21 protein-coding genes are annotated in these 22,183 nt (G+C 69.5%); 19 read left to right on the forward strand and 2 right to left on the reverse strand.

Going from position 1 to position 22,183, the window contains the following annotated elements:
• The first annotated feature begins 270 nt into the window (after positions 1–270).
• Positions 271–849 carry a hypothetical protein gene (locus ACH4F2_RS33910; RefSeq protein WP_398136581.1) on the forward strand — a complete coding sequence of 193 codons (579 nt, stop codon included), beginning with the start codon at positions 271–273 and terminating at the stop codon, positions 847–849.
• A gap of 85 nt (positions 850–934) precedes the next feature.
• Here the strand turns inward: ACH4F2_RS33910 and ACH4F2_RS33915 are convergent, their stop codons facing one another.
• Complete coding sequence (locus ACH4F2_RS33915) at positions 935–1,240, reverse strand: ferredoxin (RefSeq protein ID WP_398136582.1); 306 nt, start codon at positions 1,238–1,240, stop codon at positions 935–937.
• 245 nt (positions 1,241–1,485) lie between these two features.
• On the opposite strand from ACH4F2_RS33915, the gene arc reads away from it, so the two are divergent.
• The 6 genes from arc to prcA all read left to right on the forward strand — a co-directional run bounded on the left by arc (position 1,486) and on the right by prcA (position 7,635).
• Positions 1,486–3,252 (forward strand): proteasome ATPase, encoded by a 1,767-nt coding sequence (gene arc / locus ACH4F2_RS33920; RefSeq protein ID WP_398136583.1) that lies wholly within the window; start codon positions 1,486–1,488, stop codon positions 3,250–3,252.
• A 232-nt stretch (positions 3,253–3,484) separates the two neighbouring features.
• Positions 3,485–4,996: a depupylase/deamidase Dop gene (gene dop, locus ACH4F2_RS33925; protein ID WP_398136584.1), complete on the forward strand. Its 1,512-nt coding sequence runs from the start codon at positions 3,485–3,487 to the stop codon at positions 4,994–4,996.
• A 177-nt stretch (positions 4,997–5,173) separates the two neighbouring features.
• A complete protein-coding gene (locus tag ACH4F2_RS33930) occupies positions 5,174–5,392 on the forward strand; it encodes a ubiquitin-like protein Pup (RefSeq protein ID WP_043374843.1) in 219 nt (72 codons plus the stop codon).
• A gap of 33 nt (positions 5,393–5,425) precedes the next feature.
• Complete coding sequence (locus tag ACH4F2_RS33935; protein WP_398136585.1) at positions 5,426–6,019, forward strand: endonuclease VII domain-containing protein; 594 nt, start codon at positions 5,426–5,428, stop codon at positions 6,017–6,019.
• The gene (gene prcB / locus ACH4F2_RS33940) at positions 5,971–6,816 is read left to right on the forward strand and encodes a proteasome subunit beta (protein WP_398136586.1); all 846 of its coding nucleotides are present in this window, start codon (positions 5,971–5,973) and stop codon (positions 6,814–6,816) included. Before ACH4F2_RS33935 ends, prcB begins: the two co-directional genes overlap by 49 nt.
• Before the next feature lie 63 nt (positions 6,817–6,879).
• A complete protein-coding gene (prcA, locus tag ACH4F2_RS33945; RefSeq protein ID WP_398136587.1) occupies positions 6,880–7,635 on the forward strand; it encodes a proteasome subunit alpha in 756 nt (251 codons plus the stop codon).
• 60 nt (positions 7,636–7,695) lie between these two features.
• On the opposite strand, the gene ACH4F2_RS33950 is transcribed toward prcA, so the two are convergent.
• A complete protein-coding gene (locus ACH4F2_RS33950; RefSeq protein ID WP_398136588.1) occupies positions 7,696–8,712 on the reverse strand; it encodes a LacI family DNA-binding transcriptional regulator in 1,017 nt (338 codons plus the stop codon).
• A 107-nt stretch (positions 8,713–8,819) separates the two neighbouring features.
• On the opposite strand from ACH4F2_RS33950, the gene ACH4F2_RS33955 reads away from it, so the two are divergent.
• The 12 genes from ACH4F2_RS33955 to ACH4F2_RS34010 all read left to right on the forward strand — a co-directional run bounded on the left by ACH4F2_RS33955 (position 8,820) and on the right by ACH4F2_RS34010 (position 22,182).
• Positions 8,820–10,079 carry an MFS transporter gene (locus tag ACH4F2_RS33955; protein ID WP_398136589.1) on the forward strand — a complete coding sequence of 420 codons (1,260 nt, stop codon included), beginning with the start codon at positions 8,820–8,822 and terminating at the stop codon, positions 10,077–10,079.
• 9 nt (positions 10,080–10,088) lie between these two features.
• Positions 10,089–11,450, forward strand: coding sequence for a Pup--protein ligase (gene pafA / locus ACH4F2_RS33960; protein ID WP_055416065.1), 1,362 nt, complete (start codon positions 10,089–10,091; stop codon positions 11,448–11,450).
• A 147-nt stretch (positions 11,451–11,597) separates the two neighbouring features.
• Positions 11,598–12,599: an FKBP-type peptidyl-prolyl cis-trans isomerase gene (locus tag ACH4F2_RS33965; RefSeq protein WP_398136590.1), complete on the forward strand. Its 1,002-nt coding sequence runs from the start codon at positions 11,598–11,600 to the stop codon at positions 12,597–12,599.
• 60 nt (positions 12,600–12,659) lie between these two features.
• Positions 12,660–13,031: an FKBP-type peptidyl-prolyl cis-trans isomerase gene (locus ACH4F2_RS33970; RefSeq protein ID WP_398136591.1), complete on the forward strand. Its 372-nt coding sequence runs from the start codon at positions 12,660–12,662 to the stop codon at positions 13,029–13,031.
• A gap of 126 nt (positions 13,032–13,157) precedes the next feature.
• Positions 13,158–14,111: a helix-turn-helix transcriptional regulator gene (locus ACH4F2_RS33975; protein WP_398136592.1), complete on the forward strand. Its 954-nt coding sequence runs from the start codon at positions 13,158–13,160 to the stop codon at positions 14,109–14,111.
• Between the two features lie 18 nt (positions 14,112–14,129).
• Entirely contained in the window at positions 14,130–15,176 is a 1,047-nt protein-coding gene (locus tag ACH4F2_RS33980) for a helix-turn-helix transcriptional regulator (RefSeq protein WP_398136593.1), read from the forward strand.
• A gap of 29 nt (positions 15,177–15,205) precedes the next feature.
• Positions 15,206–15,466, forward strand: a complete 261-nt coding sequence (locus ACH4F2_RS33985; protein WP_398136594.1) for a hypothetical protein — start codon at positions 15,206–15,208, stop codon at positions 15,464–15,466.
• Between the two features lie 58 nt (positions 15,467–15,524).
• Positions 15,525–15,719: a hypothetical protein gene (locus tag ACH4F2_RS33990; protein WP_398136595.1), complete on the forward strand. Its 195-nt coding sequence runs from the start codon at positions 15,525–15,527 to the stop codon at positions 15,717–15,719.
• A 277-nt stretch (positions 15,720–15,996) separates the two neighbouring features.
• Positions 15,997–16,287: a Sec-independent protein translocase subunit TatA gene (tatA, locus tag ACH4F2_RS33995; RefSeq protein ID WP_398136596.1), complete on the forward strand. Its 291-nt coding sequence runs from the start codon at positions 15,997–15,999 to the stop codon at positions 16,285–16,287.
• Between the two features lie 47 nt (positions 16,288–16,334).
• The gene (gene tatC / locus ACH4F2_RS34000; RefSeq protein WP_398136597.1) at positions 16,335–17,285 is read left to right on the forward strand and encodes a twin-arginine translocase subunit TatC; all 951 of its coding nucleotides are present in this window, start codon (positions 16,335–16,337) and stop codon (positions 17,283–17,285) included.
• A gap of 55 nt (positions 17,286–17,340) precedes the next feature.
• The gene (locus tag ACH4F2_RS34005; protein WP_398136598.1) at positions 17,341–20,193 is read left to right on the forward strand and encodes a DEAD/DEAH box helicase; all 2,853 of its coding nucleotides are present in this window, start codon (positions 17,341–17,343) and stop codon (positions 20,191–20,193) included.
• Positions 20,194–20,559: 366 nt separating this feature from the next.
• Positions 20,560–22,182, forward strand: a complete 1,623-nt coding sequence (locus ACH4F2_RS34010; protein WP_398136599.1) for a sensor histidine kinase — start codon at positions 20,560–20,562, stop codon at positions 22,180–22,182.
• The last annotated feature ends 1 nt before the right edge of the window (position 22,183 follow it).

Consider the following 22,183-nt stretch of genomic DNA (forward strand, 5'->3'; position numbering starts at 1 on the left):
CCCCGCGGCCCCCCCCCCCCCCCCCGCGGGGGGGGCGGCGGCCCGGCCCCCCCCCCCCCCCCCCCCCCCCCCCCCGCGGGGGGGGGCGGCCCCCCCCCCCCCCCCCCCCCCCCCCCCCCCCCCCCCCGGCGCCGTCGTGTTGGCCCGGCGACGCGGTACGGGGCGACACAGCCCGGCCAAGTACCCACCCCGCCGTTCCCCCGCACTGTGACGTGTGGCACGATGCTGGCCACCCCCCCGCCGGCACAGCCCTCACAGGAGACACTCCTCGTGCAGCACCCCGCCGTTCCGGACCTGTCACACACGCACACCCGTCCGATCCACTGGGTCGCCACCGCCACGGCCCTCGCCGCAGTGGTCGCCCTGTCCTCGGTCCTGCGGCCCGACGCCGCCACGGCCGCCCAGACCGCCGCCCCCGAGCCCAAGAACGCCCCCGCGCACATCGCGCCGCCCGATCCGGCGGCCGTCACCTTCCCCCTGGAATGCGGTCCGGTCGAGGCGGTGGTGCAGAAGAAGGCCTCCGGCGACCTCGACCGCGACGGCCGGCCCGAGACGGTGGCCGTCGTGCACTGCGACGCACCCATGGGCACCCCGCCCGACGGGGTGTACGTCATCACGCGGGACGCCGACGGCGGCAAGCCCCGCGTGGTGGCCACCCTCGTGAACCCGCGGGACCGCCGGACGGTCACCGACTTCGCGGTACGCGGCGGCGCCGTCCACGCGACGCTCCTCGGCTACTCGTCGGCCGACGTGCCCAGTTGCTGTCCCGACGTCACGGACGACGCGAAGTGGCAGTGGCAGAACGGCGCGTTCGTCCGCGACATGCCGTCCCAGGCGCGCACCGTTTGAGCCGTGGCCCTGCGACGGACGGGGCGACACATTCAGACAGCGTCCGACAATGGTCACGGAGCGTGCGGATTAAGTCACATTTCGATCACTCTGCGTCGGGGCCGTAGACCTCGGCCCTGTCCGAAACGCGACGTACGTGAATGCACTCACCCGGACACTCCTTCGCGGAGTCGACCACGTCCGCGAGAAGCGGCAGCGGCACGGGCGTTGTCGCACCAGCGGCCTGGAGAAGCTCGTCGTCCGCTCCCTTGACGTAGGCCAGACCGTCGATGTCCAGCTCGAACACCTCAGGCGCGTACTGCGCGCAGATACCGTCGCCGGTACACAGGTCCTGGTCGATCCAGACCTCCAGTGCCTCGCCGTCGACTCCGGCCTCCTGCTGCACAGTCATCTCTCCTGCCGTTTCCTGCGTCGAGCCGTTCGGGAATCCGGCCAGCTCTGACGGGTGTTGAACACTTCGACCCTACCTCCGGCTGGGTTCCACTCACGTTCCGTGGGTATTCCCCTGGCGTGAGGGAGAGCGCAAGGGTGAAGATCGGACACACCCCGACAGTCTTTGTGATCTAGGGGTTTCAATCGACACCCACCCAGGTAGGGTCTGGAAGCGTCCAGCTCCCCTTGGAGGAGGTGAGGACCGTGGCAGCCCACGACGACGACATGAACCGCGGCATCCGCCCGGGACGCGGGTCCGAGGACCCGGCCGGGCAGGTGGCCTACCTTGAGCAGGAGATCGCCGTCCTGCGACGCAAGCTCGCCGAATCTCCGCGGCACACGAGGATTCTCGAAGAGCGGATTGTCGAGCTGCAGACCAATCTGGCCGGCGTGTCCGCCCAGAACGAACGACTCGCCGGCACACTCCGCGAGGCCCGCGACCAGATCGTGGCACTCAAAGAGGAAGTCGACCGGCTGGCCCAGCCACCGGCAGGCTTCGGTGTCTTCCTGCAGGCGAACGAGGACGGCACCGCCGACATCTTCACCGGCGGCCGCAAACTCCGGGTGAACGTCAGCCCGAGCGTCGAGCTCGACGAGCTCCGACGCGGCCAGGAGGTGATGCTCAACGAAGCACTCAACGTGGTCGAGGCCATGGAGTACGAGAGCGTCGGCGACATCGTCACCCTCAAGGAGATCCTGGAGGACGGCGAACGAGCCCTGGTGCTCGGACACACCGACGAGGAGAGGGTGGTACGGCTCGCGGAGCCACTGCGCGGCATCAACATCCGCGCCGGCGACGCCCTCCTGCTCGAACCCCGCTCCGGATACGTCTACGAGGTCGTCCCCAAGAGCGAGGTCGAGGAACTCGTCCTCGAAGAAGTCCCCGACATCGGCTACGAACAGATCGGCGGCCTCGGCGGACAGATCGAAGCCATCCGCGACGCCGTCGAGCTCCCCTATCTCTACCCCGACCTCTTCCGGGAGCACGAGCTGCGTCCCCCCAAGGGCGTCCTGCTCTACGGGCCCCCCGGATGCGGCAAGACGCTCATCGCCAAAGCGGTCGCCAACTCACTGGCCAAGAAGGTCGCCGAGGTGACCGGCCAGGCCGCCGGCAAGAGCTTCTTCCTCAACATCAAGGGCCCCGAACTCCTCAACAAGTACGTCGGCGAGACCGAGCGGCAGATCCGCCTGGTCTTCCAGCGTGCCCGTGAGAAGGCCAGCGAGGGCACCCCCGTCATCGTCTTCTTCGACGAGATGGAATCCCTCTTCCGCACCCGCGGCTCCGGCGTCAGCTCGGACGTGGAGAACACCATCGTCCCGCAGCTGCTCGCCGAGATCGACGGCGTGGAGGGCCTGCAGAACGTGGTCGTGATCGGCGCCTCCAACCGCGAGGACATGATCGACCCCGCCATCCTGCGGCCCGGCCGGCTCGACGTGAAGATCAAGATCGAGCGCCCGGACGCCGAGGCGGCCAAGGACATCTTCGGCAAGTACCTCACCGAACGCCTCCCGCTCCACGTGGACGACCTCACGGAGCACGAGAAGGACAGGGCAGCCACCGTCCAGAGCATGATCCAGACGGCGGTGGAACAGATGTACGCCGAATCCGAGGAGAACCGCTTCCTCGAGGTCACCTACGCCAACGGCGACAAGGAAGTCCTCTATTTCAAGGACTTCAATTCCGGCGCCATGATCGAGAACATCGTGGGCCGCGCCAAGAAAATGGCGATCAAGGACTTCCTCGAGAAGAACCAGAAAGGCCTCCGCGTCTCCCACCTCCTCCAGGCCTGCGTGGACGAGTTCAAGGAGAACGAGGACCTGCCCAACACCACCAACCCGGACGACTGGGCCCGCATCTCCGGAAAGAAGGGCGAACGGATCGTGTACATCCGTACGCTCGTCACCGGAAAGCAGGGCGCCGACACCGGACGCTCCATCGACACGGTGGCCAACACCGGTCAATACCTGTAAAAGGCGGGGCGGCTGCGGGTCCCCTCAGCGGGTACCCGCAGCCGACTGTTTTCCGGAGCCCCGACTGGAGCAAGGCAATGCCGCAAATGATCTCCCCACCAGCGCAAAGGCGTTCTAGGCTCTTCCATACCGCCGAGTCGCGCAGTGCGGGGACGGGCACCGCACACGCATCGGAGCGCCAGCGGTACTTGAGCGGCGCCCACGACGGGCACCGCCGGGCAAGGAGGGCCGCATGACCGTACGGCGAGTAATGGGCATCGAGACGGAGTACGGAATCTCCGTCCCCGGCCACCCGAACGCCAATGCCATGCTCACCTCATCCCAGATCGTCAACGCCTACGCGGCGGCGATGCACCGGGCCCGCCGGGCCCGCTGGGACTTCGAGGAGGAGAACCCGCTGCGAGACGCGCGAGGCTTCGACCTCGCCCGCGAGGCCGCCGACTCCAGCCAGCTCACCGACGAGGACATCGGCCTCGCCAACGTGATCCTCACCAACGGAGCACGCCTCTACGTCGACCACGCCCACCCCGAATACAGCGCTCCGGAGGTCACCAACCCACGGGACGCCGTCCTGTGGGACAAGGCCGGCGAGCGGATCATGGCCGAAGCCGCCGAACGCGCCGCCCAGCTGCCCGGTGCCCAGCCCATCCACCTCTACAAGAACAACACCGACAACAAGGGCGCCTCCTACGGCACGCACGAGAACTACCTGATGAAGCGCGAGACCGCCTTCTCGGACATCGTGCGCCACCTGACGCCCTTCTTCGTCTCCCGCCAGGTCTTCACCGGCGCCGGCCGCGTCGGCATCGGCCAGGACGGCCACGAACACGGCTTCCAGCTCAGCCAGCGCGCGGACTACTTCGAGGTCGAGGTGGGCCTGGAGACGACACTCAAGCGGCCCATCATCAACACGCGGGACGAACCGCACGCGGACGCCGAGAAGTACCGGCGCCTCCATGTGATCATCGGCGACGCGAACCTGTCCGAGATCTCGACCTATCTGAAACTGGGCACCACGGCCCTGGTGCTCTCGATGATCGAGGACGGGTTCATCGCGGTCGACCTGGCCGTGGACCAGCCCGTCCGCACCCTGCACCACGTCTCGCACGACCCGTCCCTGAAGCGTCTGGTCACCCTGCGCAGCGGGCGCACGCTCACAGCGGTCCAGCTCCAGATGGAGTACTACGAGCTGGCACGCAAATATGTGGAGGAACGGTACGGCGCGGACGCCGACGACCAGACCAAGGACGTTCTCGGCCGCTGGGAGGACACCCTCAACCGGCTCGAGAACGATCCGATGAGCCTGGCCGGCGAGCTGGACTGGGTCGCCAAGCGGGAGCTCATGGAGGGCTACCGGCGCCGCGACGACCTGGACTGGGACGCGGCCCGGCTGCACCTCGTGGACCTCCAGTACGCCGACGTGCGGCCCGACAAGGGCCTGTACAACCGACTGGTGGACCGTGGCCGCATCAAGCGGCTGCTGGACGAGACGGAGGTCGAGCGGGCCCGTACGAAGCCGCCGGAGGACACCCGCGCGTACTTCCGCGGACGCTGTCTGGAGCAGTACGCGGACGACGTCGCGGCGGCCTCCTGGGACTCGGTGATCTTCGATCTGCCGGGCCGGGACTCGCTTCAGCGGGTGCCAACCCTGGAACCGCTTCGCGGAACGCGTAATCACGTCAAGGAGCTCCTGGACCGCTGCCGCACCGCGGAAGACCTGGTCAAGGTCCTGGCCGGCGGGTAGGCGGGCCGAGCGGGTACACGGAGGAGACCGCCGGACAGGGTGGAAACCCACCCGGTCCGGGAACCATCGAGATGGCCCCCGTTCGTTGGAGAAACGCGGGGCCGATGTCGGACCCGGCTTGTAGGGTCTGATCTTGACCGAGCAACTGTGTCGGGCGAACCGAGCGGGGTGAGGGTTATGGCGACCAAGGACACCGGCGGCGGCCAGCAGAAGGCCACACGTTCCACCGAGGAGGTCGAGGAGCAGGCGCAGGACGCGCAGGCTTCCGAGGACCTCAAGGAGCGCCAGGAGAAGCTGAACGACGACGTGGACTCCGTCCTGGACGAAATCGACGATGTCTTGGAGGAGAACGCAGAGGATTTCGTTCGCTCGTTTGTTCAAAAGGGCGGCGAGTAGCCTTCGAAATGAAGGTGGCAGCGGGGGGTGTGCTTGTCGATCGAAGAGGCTGCTAAGCGTTGCTCGCGGTGCAAGGAGCACAAGCCGCGGGCAGCGTTTGCGCGGAACAAGGCGATGCGTGACGGGTTGCAGGCCTACTGCCGAGAGTGTGCCGCGACCTATCACCAAGAACGCCAGGTGGCCAAGGGGCGCGGTGTCCGCCCGCGAGTGGACGTGCCCGAGGGCCACAAGCTCTGCCGAACATGCGGCGAGATCAAACCACACAGCGAGTGGACACGGAACCGCACAGCTTCCGACGGTCTGGCAACGCTCTGCAAGTCCTGTAAAGCGGCGCAGGGCCGAGCAGGCCATCTGAAGCGCCAGTACGGCATCACTGAAGCAGAACGTGATGCCCTGATCGCAAGTCAAGGCGGCGTCTGCTGCATATGTCTCGCGGCTCCCGCCGCACATGTGGATCACTGCCACGAGACGGGTAGGGTCCGTGGCGTACTGTGCTTCAGCTGCAACGCAGCCCTGGGGCAGTTCAAGGATCGGCCCGATGCCATAAGGCGGGCTGCCGCTTACGTGGAGGGAATCGCGTGGAAGCCAACACTCGTAGCACCGGGCGTCTACCAGCTGCCTTCCTGACGCCCGGGTCCTCATCCTTCATGGACTTCCTCGGTGAGCACCAGCCGGAGATGCTCCCGGGCAACCGGCAGCTGCCGCCGGTGCAGGGTGTCGTCGAGGCGCCGCACGGCACCACGATCGTGGCGGTGACGTTCCCCGGCGGTGTCGTTCTCGCCGGTGACCGGCGGGCCACCATGGGCAACATGATCGCCCAGCGGGACATCGAGAAGGTCTTCCCGGCGGACGAGTACTCGGCGGTGGGCATCGCCGGTACGGCGGGTCTGGCCGTGGAGATGGTGAAGCTGTTCCAGCTGGAGCTGGAGCACTTCGAGAAGGTCGAGGGCGCGCAGCTGTCCCTGGAGGGCAAGGCGAACCGCCTGTCCACGATGATCCGGTCCAACCTGGGCATGGCGATGCAGGGGCTGGCCGTGGTGCCGCTGTTCGCCGGGTACGACGTGGACCGGGGCCGGGGCCGGATCTTCTCGTACGACGTGACGGGCGGGCGCTCCGAGGAGCAGAGCTACGCGACCACCGGGTCGGGGTCGATCTTCGCCCGTGGTGCGATGAAGAAGCTGTTCCGTGAGGACCTGACCGAGGAGCAGGCCACGACGCTCGTGGTCCAGGCGCTGTACGACGCGGCGGACGACGACTCGGCGACCGGTGGTCCCGATGTCGCGCGCCGGATCTACCCGATCATCACTGTGATCACCGAGGACGGCTTCCGCCGGCTGAGCGACGACGAGGGTGCGGAGCTCGCCCGCGCGGTGCTGGAGCGGCGGCTCGAGCAGCCCGAGGGCCCGCGGGCCGCGCTGCTGTAGCGGGCGATGTCGGTCGTGTTGTCAGGTGGTTCAGTGACTTCTCCAGAAAGGGATGGATAACCGGTGTCGACGCCGTTCTATGTCTCACCCCAGCAGGCGATGGCGGACCGGGCGGAGTACGCCCGCAAGGGCATCGCCCGTGGCCGCAGCCTGGTCGTGCTGCAGTACGCCGACGGCATCGTGTTCGTCGGCGAGAACCCGTCCCGTGCGCTGCACAAGTTCAGTGAGATCTACGACCGGATCGGCTTCGCGGCCGCCGGTAAGTACAACGAGTACGAGAACCTGCGGATCGGCGGCGTGCGCTACGCCGACCTGCGCGGCTACACGTACGACAGGGACGATGTGACGGCCCGGGGCCTGGCCAACGTCTACGCGCAGACGCTGGGCACGATCTTCTCCAGTCAGGCCGAGAAGCCGTACGAGGTGGAGCTGGTCGTCGCGGAGGTCGGCGACAGTGCCGACGGTGACCAGATCTACCGGCTGCCGCATGACGGCTCGATCGTGGACGAGCACGGTTCGGTCGCGGTCGGGGGCAATGCCGAGCAGATCAGCGGGTACCTGGACCAGCGGCACCGGGACGGCATGACGCTGGCCGAGGCGCTGAAGCTGGCGGTGCAGGCGCTGTCCCGTGACACGAACGGCAGCGAGCGGGAGATTCCGGCGGAGCGGCTGGAGGTCGCGGTGCTGGACCGTACGCGTCCGCAGAAGCGCAAGTTCAAGCGGATCGTGGGCGGTCAGCTGTCGCGGCTGCTGGATGCGGGAGCGGGAGCCGAAGACCTGTCCCTGCCGGACGAGGACGGGGACGAGGGCGAGGAGTAGCGGGCAGCCGCTGCGCGAGATCCTTCGAGCGGCGCCGGGTGCCATGGGCCCCGGCGTCGTTCAGTTTTCCGGTGGAGGCGCCGTGGAGCCTCGTGCGACCAGGTGGACCGGGATGTCGCCCTCCTCGGGCGGCTGCCCTTCCATGACCGCGAGCAGGGCCCGCATGCCGCGTTCACCGAAGAGTTCCGCGTCCAGGCGTACGGTCGTCAGCTCTGGGTCGATGGCCGTGGCGAGGCCGAGGTCGTCGAGGCCGGTGATCGAGAGGTCGTCGGGGATGCGGAGGCCTGCTCGCCGGGCGGCCTTGTAGGCGCCGGCCGCGAGTTTGTCGTCGTCGCAGACCAGTGCCGTGGGCCGGGGGCCGGGTGCGGCGAGTGCGGTCTCCGTGGCGGTCAGCGCGCCCTCGATCGAGATGGGGGCGGAGGCGGTGCGCAGGTCGGTGCCGGGGACGGCGGCCAGTCGTGCCGAGAGTTCCCGGGCACGTACGTCGAAGGTCCAGGAGGGGACGTCCGCCGCGAGGTGGAGGAAGCGGCGGTGGCCGAGGGACAGCAGGTGCTCCGCGACCTGGCGGATGCCGTCGGCGATGTCCAGGTTGACGGTCGCGGCGCCGAGACTGCCCTGGGGGTCGCTGTCCAGCATGACCAGGGGGAGCTGGTCGCCCCGGATCGCGGTGAGCGCGTCGGCCGCCATGGAGGAGGCGATGACGCCGTCCAGGGCGGCCTGGGCGGAGGCGAAGGGGTCCCGGGCCGGGCCCACGCCCTCGGGCGAGGGGTAGAGGACCACGCCGAAGCCGTGCTCGGCGGCGACTCGCGCGGCGCCTGTGTAGACCTCCGCGAAGAACTCCGTGGTCAGGGCGGGGACGACCAGCAGCACCGTGCGGGTGCGGCCGAGGCGGAGGTTGCGGGCGGCGAGGTTGGGGCGGTAGCCGAGTTCGTGCGCGGCCTCCCGGACCCGCTGCGCCGTGGGTTCCGACACGCGGCCGCGCCATTTCTCGCCGAGGACGAGGGAGACCGCTGCCTGGGAGACGCCGGCGGCCTGGGCGACGTCCCGGCTCGTGGGGCGGGTGCTGCCTCGTGCCACCGTTCGCCTGCGCTTTCGTCTGGACTCGTGAACAGGCGACATGGTACGTATGGCGCGGAAAGTTATACGTAAAACCTCGTTGGTTGGTTCAGAGGAAGGGGTGGGTCGTGGCCGCCGGGTACCTGGACATTCTCCGGGCGAGGCATGCCGTCCGGCTGCTCGTCGGCACGCTCGTGGGGCGGCTGCCCAACGCCACCGCGCCGATCGCGATCGTGCTGTTCGTGCGGGCCGAGGGCGGCTCGTACAGCCTCGCGGGGGCACTGGCCGCGGTGTACGGGGTCGCCAACGCCGTGGGGCAGCCTGTGCTGGGGCGGCTCGTGGACCTGCGTGGGCAGCCGCGCGTGCAGTTGCCGGCGGCCGTCCTGTCGGCGCTGGCCATGGCGGTGTTCGCCTTCGCGGGCACCGGGACGGTCGCGCTCGCCTACGCGGCCGTGGTAGCCGCGGGGCTGTTCACGCCCCCGCTGGAGGGCGGGCTGCGGGCGCTGTGGCCGAGTGTGCTCCGCAAGGAGGACCAGGTGCACACGGCGTACGCCATGGACGCCATCGCGCAGGAGGTCATGTTCACCGTCGGGCCGCTGCTCGTGACGGTGTGCGTGTCGCTCTGGTCGCCGCTGGTGGCCCTGCTGGTGCTGAACGCGGTGGGTGTGCTGGGGGCCTTGTCCGTGGTGGTGTCGCCGCCCTCGCGCGCGTGGCGGTCGGCGCCGCGCGAGGCGCACTGGCTGGGCGCGTTGCGTTCGTCCGGGCTGCTGGCGCTGCTGGGCGCCTTCCTGTTCATCGGGATGGCGCTCGGGTCCATCACCGTCGCGTCCGTGCCGTATGCCGACGAGCATGGCGGGGACGCCGTCTACGGATGGCTGATGGCCGCTCTGGGGCTTGGCGCGCTGATCGGCGGAGCCGTGTACGGGGCCCGGCGGTGGGCCGGTGATCCCGCGCGGCGACTGCGGGTCCTGGTGGCCCTGCTGGCGGTGTGTTACCTGCCGTTGACGCTGATGCCGGGCGTGGTGGCCATGGTGCTGCTCACCGTGCTCGCGGGGGTCTTCCTGGCGCCGTGCATCGCCTGCGCGTTCGTCCTGGTCGATCTGCACGCGCCGCGGGGGACGGTGACGGAGGCGTTCTCGTGGCTGGTGACGACGTTCACGGTGGGGGCCTCGGTGGGGACGGGCCTCGCGGGGCCTGTCGTGGAGCACGGTGGGGCGCTGTGGGGGTTCGCCGTGCCCGGGGCGGCCGGACTGGTGTCCTTGCTCGTCCTGGCCTGCACCGGGCGGGTCCTCGCAGCTCCCGCCCGGCAGGCGGTGGTTGCGGCTTCATCGGAAAATGATCCGAACCGTGCCGTCGAACCCCGTTTCAGTTCGGGTCATCAGGCGTAATGTTCAGTCATGGACCGCCGCATTTTCGGGCTGGAGAACGAGTACGGCGTCACGTGCACGTTCAGGGGACAGCGCCGCCTGTCGCCTGACGAGGTGGCGCGGTACCTCTTCCGCCGTGTCGTGTCATGGGGCCGCAGCAGCAATGTCTTCCTGCGCAACGGGGCCCGCCTCTATCTCGACGTGGGATCGCATCCGGAATACGCCACACCCGAATGTGACAACGTGATCGAACTCGTCACCCACGACAAGGCGGGCGAGCGCATTCTCGAAGGACTCCTGGTGGACGCCGAACGACGCCTGCACGAGGAGGGAATCGCGGGCGACGTCTACCTCTTCAAGAACAACACCGACTCCGCGGGCAACTCCTACGGCTGTCACGAGAATTACCTCGTGGCCCGGCACGGGGAGTTCTCCCGGCTCGCGGACATCCTCATTCCGTTCCTGGTGACGAGGCAGTTGCTGTGCGGTGCCGGCAAGGTGCTGCAGACGCCGCGCGGTGCCGTGTACTGCGTCAGCCAGCGGGCCGAGCACATCTGGGAGGGCGTCTCCTCGGCGACCACCCGCTCCCGGCCCATCATCAACACGCGCGACGAGCCGCATGCCGACGCCGAGCGTTACCGGCGTCTGCACGTCATCGTGGGCGACTCGAACATGTCCGAGACGACCATGCTGCTCAAGGTCGGCGCCACCGACCTGGTGCTGCGCATGATCGAGGCGGGCACGGTGATGCGTGACCTCACCCTGGAGAACCCGATCCGTGCGATCCGCGAGGTGAGTCACGACATCACCGGGCGGCGCAAGGTGCGCCTGGCGAGCGGTCGGGAGGCGTCCGCGCTGGAGGTGCAGCGGGAGTACTACGAGAAGGCGGTGGACTTCTGCGAGCGTCGCGGTATCCGCACCGGCACCGTCGAGCGCGTGCTGGAGCTGTGGGGCCGGACGCTGGACGCGATCGAGGCCGAGGACCTCGACCGGATCGACACCGAGATCGACTGGGTCATGAAGTACAAGCTCCTGGAGCGGTACCGGGCCAAGCACAACATGACCATGTCGCACCCGCGGGTGGCGCAGATAGACCTCGCCTACCACGACATCCACCGCCGTCGTGGCCTGTACTACCTGCTCGAGAAGAAGGGGCAGGCCGCCCGGGTCGCGAACGACCTGAAGATCTTCGAGGGCAAGTCTGTTCCGCCGCAGACCACTCGGGCCCGGCTGCGTGGCGACTTCATCCGGCGGGCCCAGGAGCAGCGCCGGGACTTCACCGTCGACTGGGTCCACCTGAAGCTCAACGACCAGGCGCAGCGCACCGTGTTGTGCAAGGACCCGTTCCGTTCGGTGGACGACCGGGTGGAGAAGCTGATCGCCGGAATGTGAGCCGGACGAGGTGAGGCACGCGTTCCGCACGAACGGCGGAACGCCACACGGGCACCGTACGTTAGCCGTACGGTGCCCTTCTCACGCCGTAGAGTTGCGCGCACTTCGTCAAGCAGGACCGACCGATACCGATACGAGGCCCCCACCGTGCGCCGACGCTCACTTCTCATCGCAGTCCCAGCCGGACTGGCCACCCTCGCCGCTTGCGGTGACGAGGACTCCGGCTCGAGCAACGCCGGCGACAGTGCGACGCCTGAGGCGTCGGCCACGTCCGGACCGCCGGCGCCGAAGATCGTCGACGGTCCGCTGCCGGCGATCACAGCGGGGACGAAGTTCGACGAGAAGCCGACCGTCGCCAAGGGCAGTGGCGAGCCCTCCAAGGACCTCGCGGTGAAGACGGTCATCGCCGGTGGCGGCAAGGCCGTCGCCGAGAACGACTTCGTGTCGGTGAACTACCTGGGCCAGGTCTGGGACAGCGCGAAGGTCTTCGACAACTCCTACGACCGCAAGACCCCGCTGGTCATCCAGCTCGCCCAGGGCAGCATCATCGACGGCTGGCGGTACGCGCTCACGGGGAAGAAGGCCGGCAGCCGCGTCGAGTTCTCCGTGCCGCCCACCTGGGGGTACGGCGAGCAGGGCAACGAGCAGGCGGGCATCAAGGGCTCCGACACGCTGGTGTTCGTGGTCGACGTGCGGGACACCTTCAACGCCAGGAGCTCCGCCAAGGGGAAGGAAGTCCCCCAGGGCGACGCCGACCTGCCCAAGGTCGGCACCAACACCGACGGCAAGGCGCCCGCCATCGACGTGCCCAAGGCCGACGCGCCGAAGAAGCTCGTCGCGGAGTACGTCCTGGAGGGCGACGGCGCGGAGGTCGGCGCCCAGGACAGCGTGCTCGTGCAGTACAAGGGTGTGGTGTGGGACGGTGGCAAGGAATTCGACTCGACGTACGGCAGGAAGCAGCTGACGTCGTTCTCGCTCGAGCAGGTCGTCAAGGGCTGGGCGCAGGGACTGACCGGCAAGAAGGTCGGCAGCCGCGTCCTCATCGTCATCCCGCCGGACCTGGGATACGGCGACAGCCCGCCGCAGGGCAGCGGCATCGAGAAGGACTCCACGCTGGTCTTCTCCGTCGACATCCTGGCGACGATGTGACGCCCGGGAAATGTAAGACTTGGGCCGTTGCCTTTTCGCAGACAAGCAGGAGCTGAACACGTGAGCATCGACAAGCCCGAGGTCGACTTCCCGGGCGGGGAGCCCCCGGCGGACCTCGAGATCAAGGACATCTGGGAGGGCGACGGCGCCGTGGCGCAGGCGGGTCAGACCGTCAACGTGCACTACGTGGGGGTCGCCTTCAGCACGGGCGAGGAGTTCGACGCCAGCTGGAACCGCGGTACGACGTTCCGCTTCCAGCTCGGTGGCGGCCGCGTCATCGCGGGCATGGACCAGGGTGTGCGGGGGATGAAGGTCGGCGGCCGCCGTCAGGTGACCATCCCGGCCCACCTCGCCTACGGTGACCAGAGCCCGACCCCGGCCATCCAGCCCGGCGAGACGCTGATCTTCGTGATCGACCTGCTCGGAGTCTGATCGAAGTCCGATCGGAGCCGGTCATCGAGGGTCCATGCCTGTCCGGGCGTGGGCCCTCGGCTTTTGCCGGGCCACCGCGGGGCGGTACGGTCATCCGTCGTAAGCACCATAGGGAGAAGGGCGTCGATGGCCATTGCCAAGGCCGAGCGGCTGATGAACCTGGCGCTGTGTCTGCTCGGGACGCGGCGGCCACTCAGCAAGCGCGAGCTGCGCGAGTCCATCGAGGCCTACCTCGAGGCGGGCTCCGACGACTCCTTCAACCGCATGTTCGAGCGGGACAAGGACGACCTGCGGGAACTCGGGCTGGTCATCGAGACCGTCGAGAGCCTCGACGGTGAGGTCGGCTATCTGGCCCGCCGTGACAGCAACCGCCTGCCGCCCATCACTCTGGACGCCGAGGAGGCGGCCGCGCTCGGGCTCGCCGCGAAGGTGTGGCAGCAGGCCCGTCTGGCCGGCGCCGCGAGCGGCGCGCTGCAGAAGCTGCGCGCGGCCGGACTGCCCGAGGACGTCGACCCGTACGAGGCGCACAGTGCGCTGGAGCCGCGCATCCCCGTGCACGAGGCCGCGTTCGAGCCGCTGATGCTCGCCTGCCGCGACCGCAGGCCGGTCCTCTTCGAGTACCGCAAGGCCAACGCCGCCCAGCCCGAGCCCCGGCACGTCGAGCCGTGGGCGCTGGAGTGCTGGCGCGGTCACTGGTACCTGGCCGGCTTCGACCGTGACCGTGGTGCCGAGCGGGTCTTCCGGCTGTCCCGGATCACGGGGAAGGTGCGCTCGCGCGGCGCCCGGTTCACCGCTCCCGTGCCCGACGTCGTCACCGTCCGTGAGACGGTGGCGAGCTGGGCGGGGGAGACCGCCGACCGTTCCGCGCTGATCCGGCTGCGTACGGGCGCGGGGTACCCCCTTCGGGCGAAGGCCACCGGGGTGCGGGAACTCGGTGACGGCTGGGACGAGTTGGAGATTCCGTACGGGCACGGCCTGGACGCCTGGCTGGTCGAGTTCGGGCCGGACGTGGTGGTGCTGGAGCCCGCGGAGTTGCGTGCGGACGTGGTGGACCGGCTGCGTGCCGTGGCCAAGGGCTGAGGGGGAGCGGGAACAACAGTGGCAGGCAAACCGGTCAGGCCCGTGAACGCCATCGACCAGACCCGACGGATGCTGTCCCTGGTGACGTACCTCCGGGAGCGTCCGGGTGCCCGCGTCGAGGACGTGGCGCGCGCCTTCGGCATCTCCGAGGACGAGCTGGTCTCCGACCTCGACGTGCTGCCCATGTGCGGCACCAGCTTCCGCGGCGGCGATCTGCTCGACATCGACACTGACGGTGAGCGCATCTGGTGGCACAACCCGGCCGCGCTCGGCGCGGACGCCGCGGAGCCGCTGCGGCTCGCCGCCGACGAGGCGACCGCGCTGCTGGTCGCCGCCCGGGCCGTGGCGACCCTGCCCGGCCTGCGCGAGAGCGACCGGCAGGCCCTGCTGAGGGCGACCGCCAAGGTGGAGACCTCGGCCGGTGAGGCCGCGGGCGCCAGCTCGCGCCTGTCCGTCACCTTCGAGTCCGAGGGCGGTGTCTTCGCCGACGTCGACCGGGCGATCTCGGAGCGTCGCCGGCTGTGGATCCGCTACTACTCACCGGCCCGGGACGAGGTCACCGAGCGCGAGATCGACCCCATCCGCCTGGTCAGCGTCGGGCACACGTACGTGGAGGCGTGGTGCCGCCGCTCCGAGGCCCGGCGCACCTTCCGTCTCGACCGGGTCGCCGAGATCCGCATCCTGGACGAGCCGTCCGCGCCGCCCGAGGTGGAGCTGCGGGACCTGTCGGAGGGGCTGGTACAGCCCGCCGCGGAGGACCCGGAGGTCGTCGTGGAGGTCGGCCCGGGCGGGCGCTGGGTGGCTGAGTACTACCCGCACGACAGCGCGGACGAGCTTCCCGACGGAGGGCTGCGTATCACCCTGCGCACTCCCGACCCCGCGTCCCTGCGGCGGCTGGCGCTGCGGCTCGGGCGTGACGGCCGGATCGTTTCCCCGGCCGAGCTCGCCGGCAGCGCCCGGCAGGCGGCCCGCGAGGCGCTGGCGGCGTACGACGGGATCGAGGCGGCCGGCACGCACGGCGGGCCGGGCGCGGGGTCCCACGACCGGCGGGAGCGGGGACTGTGAGCGAGCCCGTGGGGCCAGGTGCGCCGGGCATGACGGCGGCGTCCGCGTTCGCCGGCATGCGCCGCGTGGTCCCGGTCGTGTTCAAGGCGGGCTGCCCGGACTGCCGGGGCCGCTTCGAGCTCGCCGCGAGCGCCCTGCGCCTCGCCATCGGGGCCACGAGCCGTACGACGTTCTACTCGTTCACCTGCCCCGAATGCGGGTCCGCCGTCCGCAAGCCGGCGGGGGAGCGGGTCGTGGAACTGCTCACCGGCGGCGGGGTCCGGACCCTGCGGCTGCACTCCACCGTCTAGGACCGGCGTTCGGACCGGCGTTCGGGGCCGGCCCGCGGGACGGTCTAGGCTCGGCGTCATGTTCTGGCCGATGTTTGCGGTTGCCGTGGGTTTCCTGGGTCTCGTCGTTCTCGCGGTGTTCGCCGTGAAGGTGTTCGTCGAGGCGGAGCGGCTGGGCCGGCAGGTGGCGGACTCGGCCGACCGGATCAGCCGGGCGGCGGAGGACCTGGAGCGCACGACCGCGAGCGCCGCACGCGCCGTGGACACGCTGTGAACGCCTGAACGCCGCAGCGGATCTCCGTGTGTGACCCGGCGGAGCCGTGTGAGTTGCGTTTTGGGGCACTTCGCCCTGTCACCCCACAGGCCCCTGAAGGTACGCTGCTGGTCGCGACCCGGAAAACGAGGCCCGGTCGCGGACGGGAGTACGCACGGGGATTGCCTCACGTTTACCCCTGAGCGTTACGATCGCTGCACAAGACGATCGATCGGACATATGTCCGGCCGGTCGGACAGCACCCCACCCAGCCGCCTCGGTGAGAAGGTAAAGACTTATGTTCGGAAGGCTCGGCGCCCCCGAGATCATTCTCATCCTCGTCGTCATCATCCTGCTGTTCGGCGCGAAGAAGCTTCCGGACATGGCGCGGTCGCTCGGCAAGTCGGCGCGCATCCTCAAGAGCGAGGCCAAGGCGATGAAGAGCGAGAGCAAGTCCGACGACGCCGCTCCCGCCGACCCGCCCAACAACCCCGAGCAGGCCGCGGCGCAGCGCACCATCCAGGCCGCCCCCGGTGATGTGACCAGCTCCCGGCCGGTCACCGAGCCGACGGACACGACCAAGCGCTGACGCAGGGCCGGTGACCTCCGGCCCGCCGCACGAGATGGGAACGTGGGTTGCTGAAGTCTGCCCGCAACAAGGAGAGGGACCCCGAGGGGCGGATGCCCCTCGCGGAGCACCTTCGTGAGCTCCGCAACCGGCTCGCGAAGGCGCTGCTGGCCATCGTCGCCGTCACTGTGGTCGCGGCTTTCTTCTACCAGGAGATCATCAACGTCCTCACCGAGCCGATCCTCGATTCGATCGGCTGTGAGAAGTCGTTCGCCGAGCTGGCCCAGGCGGAGGCCGGCGCGGAGCCGTGCGCGCAGATCACCATCAACGGTCTGCTCGGCCCCTTCACCCTGGCTCTGAAGGTGTCCCTGACGGCCGGCATCGTGCTGGCCTCCCCGGTCTGGCTCTACCAACTGTGGGCGTTCGTCGCCCCGGGCCTGCACAAGAGCGAGAAGAAGTACGCCTACGCGTTCGTCGCCACCGGTGCGCCGCTCTTCCTCGTCGGCGCCTACTTCGCCTACGCGGTGCTGCCCACCTCGGCGAAGGTGCTGATCGAGTTCACGCCGAGCGACGTCGACAACCTGCTGCCGCTGGACGAGCTGCTCGACCTCGTCACGCGCATGGTGGTCGTCTTCGGTCTCTCCTTCGAGCTGCCGCTGCTGCTGGTGATGCTCAACTTCACCGGGATACTGACCGGCAAGCGGATGCTCGGCTGGTGGCGCGCCATGATCATGGGCATCACGCTGTTCGCGGCCATCGCCACGCCGAGCACCGACCCCCTGACGATGATCATGCTGGCCGGACCGATCTGGGTGCTGTACTTCGCCGCGGTCACCATCTCCCTGCTGAACGACCGTCGCAGAGCCCGCCGCGAGGCCCTGGAACCCGACGACGACGAGGCGTCCGAGCTGGACCTCACGCCCGACGACATCGGCGAGATCGAACCCGTCACCACGGCCCGCGCCCTGCCCGAGCAGACGACGAAGGACCGGGTCAACGGCTACGACGACGTGACCTGAGGGCCGGCGGGGCGGCGGAAGCTCCCCGCGATCCCTCACGGGACCGATCCCGATAATGATCGTCCTGTTGTCAGTGCGGCCCGGTACGCTCGAAAGCACGATGACAGAGGATCTCTCACCGGCCGAGCGGTACGCGGCAGCCCGTCGACGCGCTGCCGAGCAGGCCACCGCGCTCGCCTCCTTCCGCGAGATGTACGACTTCGGCCTCGACCCCTTCCAGATCGAGGCCTGTCAGGCACTCGAGACGGGCAAGGGCGTACTGGTGGCCGCGCCCACCGGCTCCGGCAAGACGATCGTCGGCGAGTTCGCCGTCCACCTCGCCCTCCAGGAGGGCAGGAAGTGCTTCTACACGACACCCATCAAGGCGCTGTCGAACCAGAAGTACGCCGACCTGTGCCGCCGCTACGGCACGGACAAGGTGGGCCTGCTCACCGGCGACAACAGCGTGAACTCCGACGCCCCCGTGGTCGTGATGACCACCGAGGTCCTGCGGAACATGCTCTACGCCGGCTCCCGGACCCTCCTCGGCCTCGGATACGTGGTCATGGACGAGGTGCACTACCTCTCCGACCGCTTCCGCGGCGCCGTGTGGGAGGAAGTGATCATCCACCTACCCGAATCCGTGACCCTGGTGTCCTTGTCGGCGACCGTGTCGAACGCCGAGGAGTTCGGTGACTGGCTCGACACCGTGCGCGGTGACACCCAGGTGATCGTCTCCGAGCACCGGCCCGTGCCGCTGTTCCAGCACGTGCTGGCCGGACGCCGGATGTACGACCTGTTCGAGGAGGGCGAGGGGCACAGGAAGGCCGTCAACCCCGACCTGACGCGCATGGCGCGCATGGAGGCGAGCCGCCCGTCCTACCAGGACCGCAGGCGCGGCCGTGCCATGAAGGAGGCCGACCGGGAGCGGGAGCGCAGACAGCGCTCGCGGGTCTGGACACCGGGCCGGCCCGAGGTCATCGAGCGGCTCGACGCCGAGGGGCTGCTGCCCGCGATCACCTTCATCTTCAGCCGCGCCGCCTGCGAGGCAGCGGTCCAGCAGTGCCTGTACGCCGGGCTGCGGCTCAACGACGAGGACGCGCGGCAAAGAGTGCACTCCCTCGTCGAGGAGCGCACGTCCTCCATCCCGACCGAGGACCTGCACGTCCTGGGCTACTACGAGTGGCTGGAGGGCCTGGAGCGGGGCATCGCCGCCCACCACGCGGGCATGCTGCCGACCTTCAAGGAAGTCGTGGAGGAGCTCTTCGTCCGCGGACTGGTCAAGGCCGTCTTCGCCACCGAGACCCTCGCCCTCGGCATCAACATGCCGGCCCGCTCGGTGGTGCTGGAGAAGCTCGTCAAGTGGAACGGCGAGCAGCACGCCGACATCACCCCCGGCGAGTACACCCAGCTCACCGGCCGGGCCGGCCGGCGCGGTATCGACGTCGAGGGCCACGCCGTCGTGCTGTGGCAGCGCGGCATGAGCCCCGAGCACCTCGCGGGACTGGCCGGCACGCGCACGTACCCGCTGCGCTCCAGCTTCAAGCCGTCCTACAACATGGCGGTCAACCTGGTCGAGCAGTTCGGCCGGCACCGTTCGCGGGAGCTGCTGGAGACCTCCTTCGCGCAGTTCCAGGCGGACAAGTCGGTCGTCGGCATCTCCCGGCAGGTGCAGCGCAACGAGGAGGGACTGGAGGGTTACAAGGCCTCCATGACCTGCCACCTCGGCGACTTCGAGGAGTACGCGCGGCTGCGCCGCGAGCTGAAGGACCGGGAGACCGAGCTGGCCCGGCAGGGTGCCAACCAGCGTCGCGCCGAGGCCGCCGTGGCGCTGGAGAAGCTGAAGCCGGGCGACGTCATCCACGTGCCGACGGGCAAGTACGCGGGCCTCGCCCTGGTGCTGGACCCCGGTCTGCCCGCCGGACGCTCCAACGGGCACCGCGGCTTCGAGCACCACGACGGGCCCCGTCCGCTGGTGCTGACCGCCGAGCGGCAGGTCAAGCGGCTGGCGTCGATGGACTTTCCGGTCCCGGTCGAGGCGCTGGAGCGAATGCGCATCCCGAAGACCTTCAACCCGCGTTCGCCCCAGTCCCGCCGCGACCTCGCCTCCGCGCTGCGCACCAAGGCCGGGCACATCCCGCCGGAGAGGGCCCGCAAGAAGCGCTCCCAGGCCGCCGACGACCGGGAGATCGCCCGGCTGCGCAAGGACATCCGCGCCCACCCCTGCCACGGCTGCGACGACCGCGAGGACCACGCCCGCTGGGCCGAGCGCTACCACCGGCTGCTGCGCGACACCTCCCAGCTGGAGCGCCGGATCGAAGGCCGGACGAACACCATCGCCCGCACCTTCGACCGGATCGTGGCGCTCCTGACGGAGCTGGACTACCTGCGCGGTGACGAGGTCACCGAGCACGGAAAGCGCCTCGCCCGGCTCTACGGCGAGCTGGACCTGCTCGCCAGCGAGTGCCTGCGCGAGGGCGTCTGGGAGGGCCTGGCCCCGGCCGAGCTCGCCGCCTGCGTCTCCGCGCTGGTCTACGAGTCCCGGGCCGCCGACGACGCGATGGCGCCGAAGCTGCCCTCGGGAAAGGTGAAGGCCGCGCTCGGTGAGACGGTCCGCATCTGGGGCCGCCTCGACGCCCTGGAGGAGGACTTCCGGATCAGCCAGACCGAGGGCGTCGGCCAGCGCGAGCCCGACCTCGGCTTCGCCTGGGCCGCGTACATGTGGGCGTCCGGCAAGGGCCTCGACGAGGTGCTGCGCGAGGTGGAGATGCCCGCCGGTGACTTCGTGCGCTGGTGCAAGCAGGTCATCGACGTCCTCGGCCAGATCTCGGCGGCCGCGCCCGCCGCGGGCTCGACGGTCCCGAAGAACGCGCGCAAGGCGGTCGACGAACTGCTGCGCGGGGTGGTCGCCTACTCGTCCGTGGGCTAGACCCGGTATCGCAGTGGCCCGGCGGCACACCCGCCGGGCCACTGCGCGTTCCGGGGTGTCCTTCCGCGCCCCATTCCCTCGTTGCAGTGAGTGATTTTCGTACGGCCATTCGCCATCACTCACTGTGCTCGAATGGCTGCTCGGTGTGTAAATAGGCCCGAGATTACTCCAGTCCAAGTGCCCGTTTCAGGTGCTTGCTGAATATGACATGGCGATGATCCGCCCGGACTAAGCTCGCCCGCAGCGCACCGAGTTGAGGCGAAATCGCGCGCTTGTTCCCCAATGCGCCGGAGATCCCGACAACTCCCAGAGATACCCCACTGCAAGCTCCCCCATCCCAGTCGATTCGTTCTTCAGAGGGCCTACATGGTGAGTGTTGATTCCCCTCCGGGTCGCCGTGAACTTCCCTACGCGCGGACCCTGTTGTTGCCGGCGATACTGATGGCCGCGGTCACCGGGGCCGCCGTCGCCGCGGTGGCGGAACCGGCCCGGCTCGCCGTCGGCCTGTGCGGTGCCGTAGCCACGCTGCTGGTGATCGCCGCGGCGGCGGAAACGGCACGCCGCGGCCGTGCGCTTCGGGTCCTGCGTGCCGAGCACGCCCGTCACAGCGCGTATCTGGAACGCCGGGCCGCGAGCCACCACGAGGAGATGGTCCGTCTCGGCGGCGAAGTCCTGCCCAATATCCTGGACTTCATGCGCCGGGGGAGCACGCCCGAAGAGGTGATGCGCCGCCTCGGCGAGGTCGACCCCTCGTACACCCAACTCGGTGAGCCCCAGCGCCGGATGATCCGGATGGTGTGCGACATCGTCGACCACCAGGACTCCATGCGGGAATCCGCCGAGCGTTCCTTCGTCGACATCGCCCGCCGCGTCCAGGCGATCGTCCACCAGCAGAACAAGGAACTCCGCGAGATGGAGGAGGACCACGGGCGCAACCCCGAGGTCTTCGACGACCTCCTGCGCATCGACCACGGCACGGCCCTGATCGGCCGCCTCGCCGACTCGGTCTCGGTCATCGGCGGCGGCCGGCCCGGACGCCAGTGGCCCAAGCCGGTGGCGCTCTACAGCGTGCTGCGCGGCGCCATGTCCCGGATCCTCCAGTACCGCCGGATCAACCTGGCCTCCATCGCCAAGGTCAACATCAAGGGCACCGCGGTCGAGCCGGTCATCCACGCCGCGGCCGAGCTCCTCGACAACGCCACCCGCTACTCGCCGCCGGGGGCGAAGGTGCACGTCACGGCGACCGAGGTGCAGAGCGGTGTCTGCATCGAGATCGAGGACGCCGGTGTCAGCCTCAGCGAGGAGTCCCGCGCCCGCATCGAGGGGCTGCTGGAGCACGCCAAGCGCGGCACCGACGTGCAGGACCTCGCCCACCACCCGCGCCTCGGCCTGTCCGTGGTGGGGCGGCTGTGCACGCAGTACGGCATGGACGTGTCCCTGCGGGCCTCCGCGTACGGCGGCGTCCGGGCCATCCTCATCGTGCCCAGCAAGATGATGACCACCGAGCCCGGAGTCGGACTCGCCCACGGCATCGGCGCGACGTCGATCCCCCACCCGGGCCCGGACGCCCTCCCCGGACCCGAGCGCACACCCAAGAAGCGCCGCCCCACCAGCCCTCGTATCCCGGACTCGGTCCTGCTGGAGGACGACGTTCCCGAGGTGACCGAGTGGACGGCGGGCGGACTCCCGCAGCGCCGCAGCCGGGTCAAGATGCCGCTCAGCCAGCGCCTCGCCGAACAGGCGGTGTGGGAGCGGGAGGACGCGGAGCGCGAGGCCCGCCTGGCCGCCGAGCGCGCCCGCAACGGCTTGCCGGTGGCCGCGGACCCGGAACCCGGGCCGAAGAAGGACGAAGGGCTCCCGCCGGGGCACTTCATCGGCGCCTTCTGGGAGGGCCTCAAGCAGCACTCGGGCAGCACTCAGGCCCACCAGCAGTCCAGCAGCAACGAGCCGGCCCACGCCCCGGCAGACGACGAGGGGAACCTCAAGTGAT

This window comes from Streptomyces sp. NPDC017890, assembly GCF_044328675.1.
Taxonomy (GTDB): domain Bacteria; phylum Actinomycetota; class Actinomycetes; order Streptomycetales; family Streptomycetaceae; genus Streptomyces.

Excerpts from the sequence above, each read along its gene's own strand:
- dop (WP_398136584.1), top strand. The coding sequence starts at position 3,485 with ATGACCGTACGGCGAGTAATGGGCATCGAGACGGAGTACGGAATCTCC.
- tatA (WP_398136596.1), top strand. The coding sequence starts at position 15,997 with ATGTTCGGAAGGCTCGGCGCCCCCGAGATCATTCTCATCCTCGTCGTC.
- ACH4F2_RS33990 (WP_398136595.1), top strand. The coding sequence starts at position 15,525 with ATGTTCTGGCCGATGTTTGCGGTTGCCGTGGGTTTCCTGGGTCTCGTC.
- ACH4F2_RS33975 (WP_398136592.1), top strand. The coding sequence starts at position 13,158 with ATGGCCATTGCCAAGGCCGAGCGGCTGATGAACCTGGCGCTGTGTCTG.
- ACH4F2_RS33915 (WP_398136582.1), bottom strand. The coding sequence starts at position 1,240 with ATGACTGTGCAGCAGGAGGCCGGAGTCGACGGCGAGGCACTGGAGGTC.
- ACH4F2_RS34005 (WP_398136598.1), top strand. The coding sequence starts at position 17,341 with ATGATCGTCCTGTTGTCAGTGCGGCCCGGTACGCTCGAAAGCACGATG.
- ACH4F2_RS33985 (WP_398136594.1), top strand. The coding sequence starts at position 15,206 with ATGACGGCGGCGTCCGCGTTCGCCGGCATGCGCCGCGTGGTCCCGGTC.
- ACH4F2_RS33930 (WP_043374843.1), top strand. The coding sequence starts at position 5,174 with ATGGCGACCAAGGACACCGGCGGCGGCCAGCAGAAGGCCACACGTTCC.
- pafA (WP_055416065.1), top strand. The coding sequence starts at position 10,089 with ATGGACCGCCGCATTTTCGGGCTGGAGAACGAGTACGGCGTCACGTGC.
- ACH4F2_RS34010 (WP_398136599.1), top strand. The coding sequence starts at position 20,560 with ATGGTGAGTGTTGATTCCCCTCCGGGTCGCCGTGAACTTCCCTACGCG.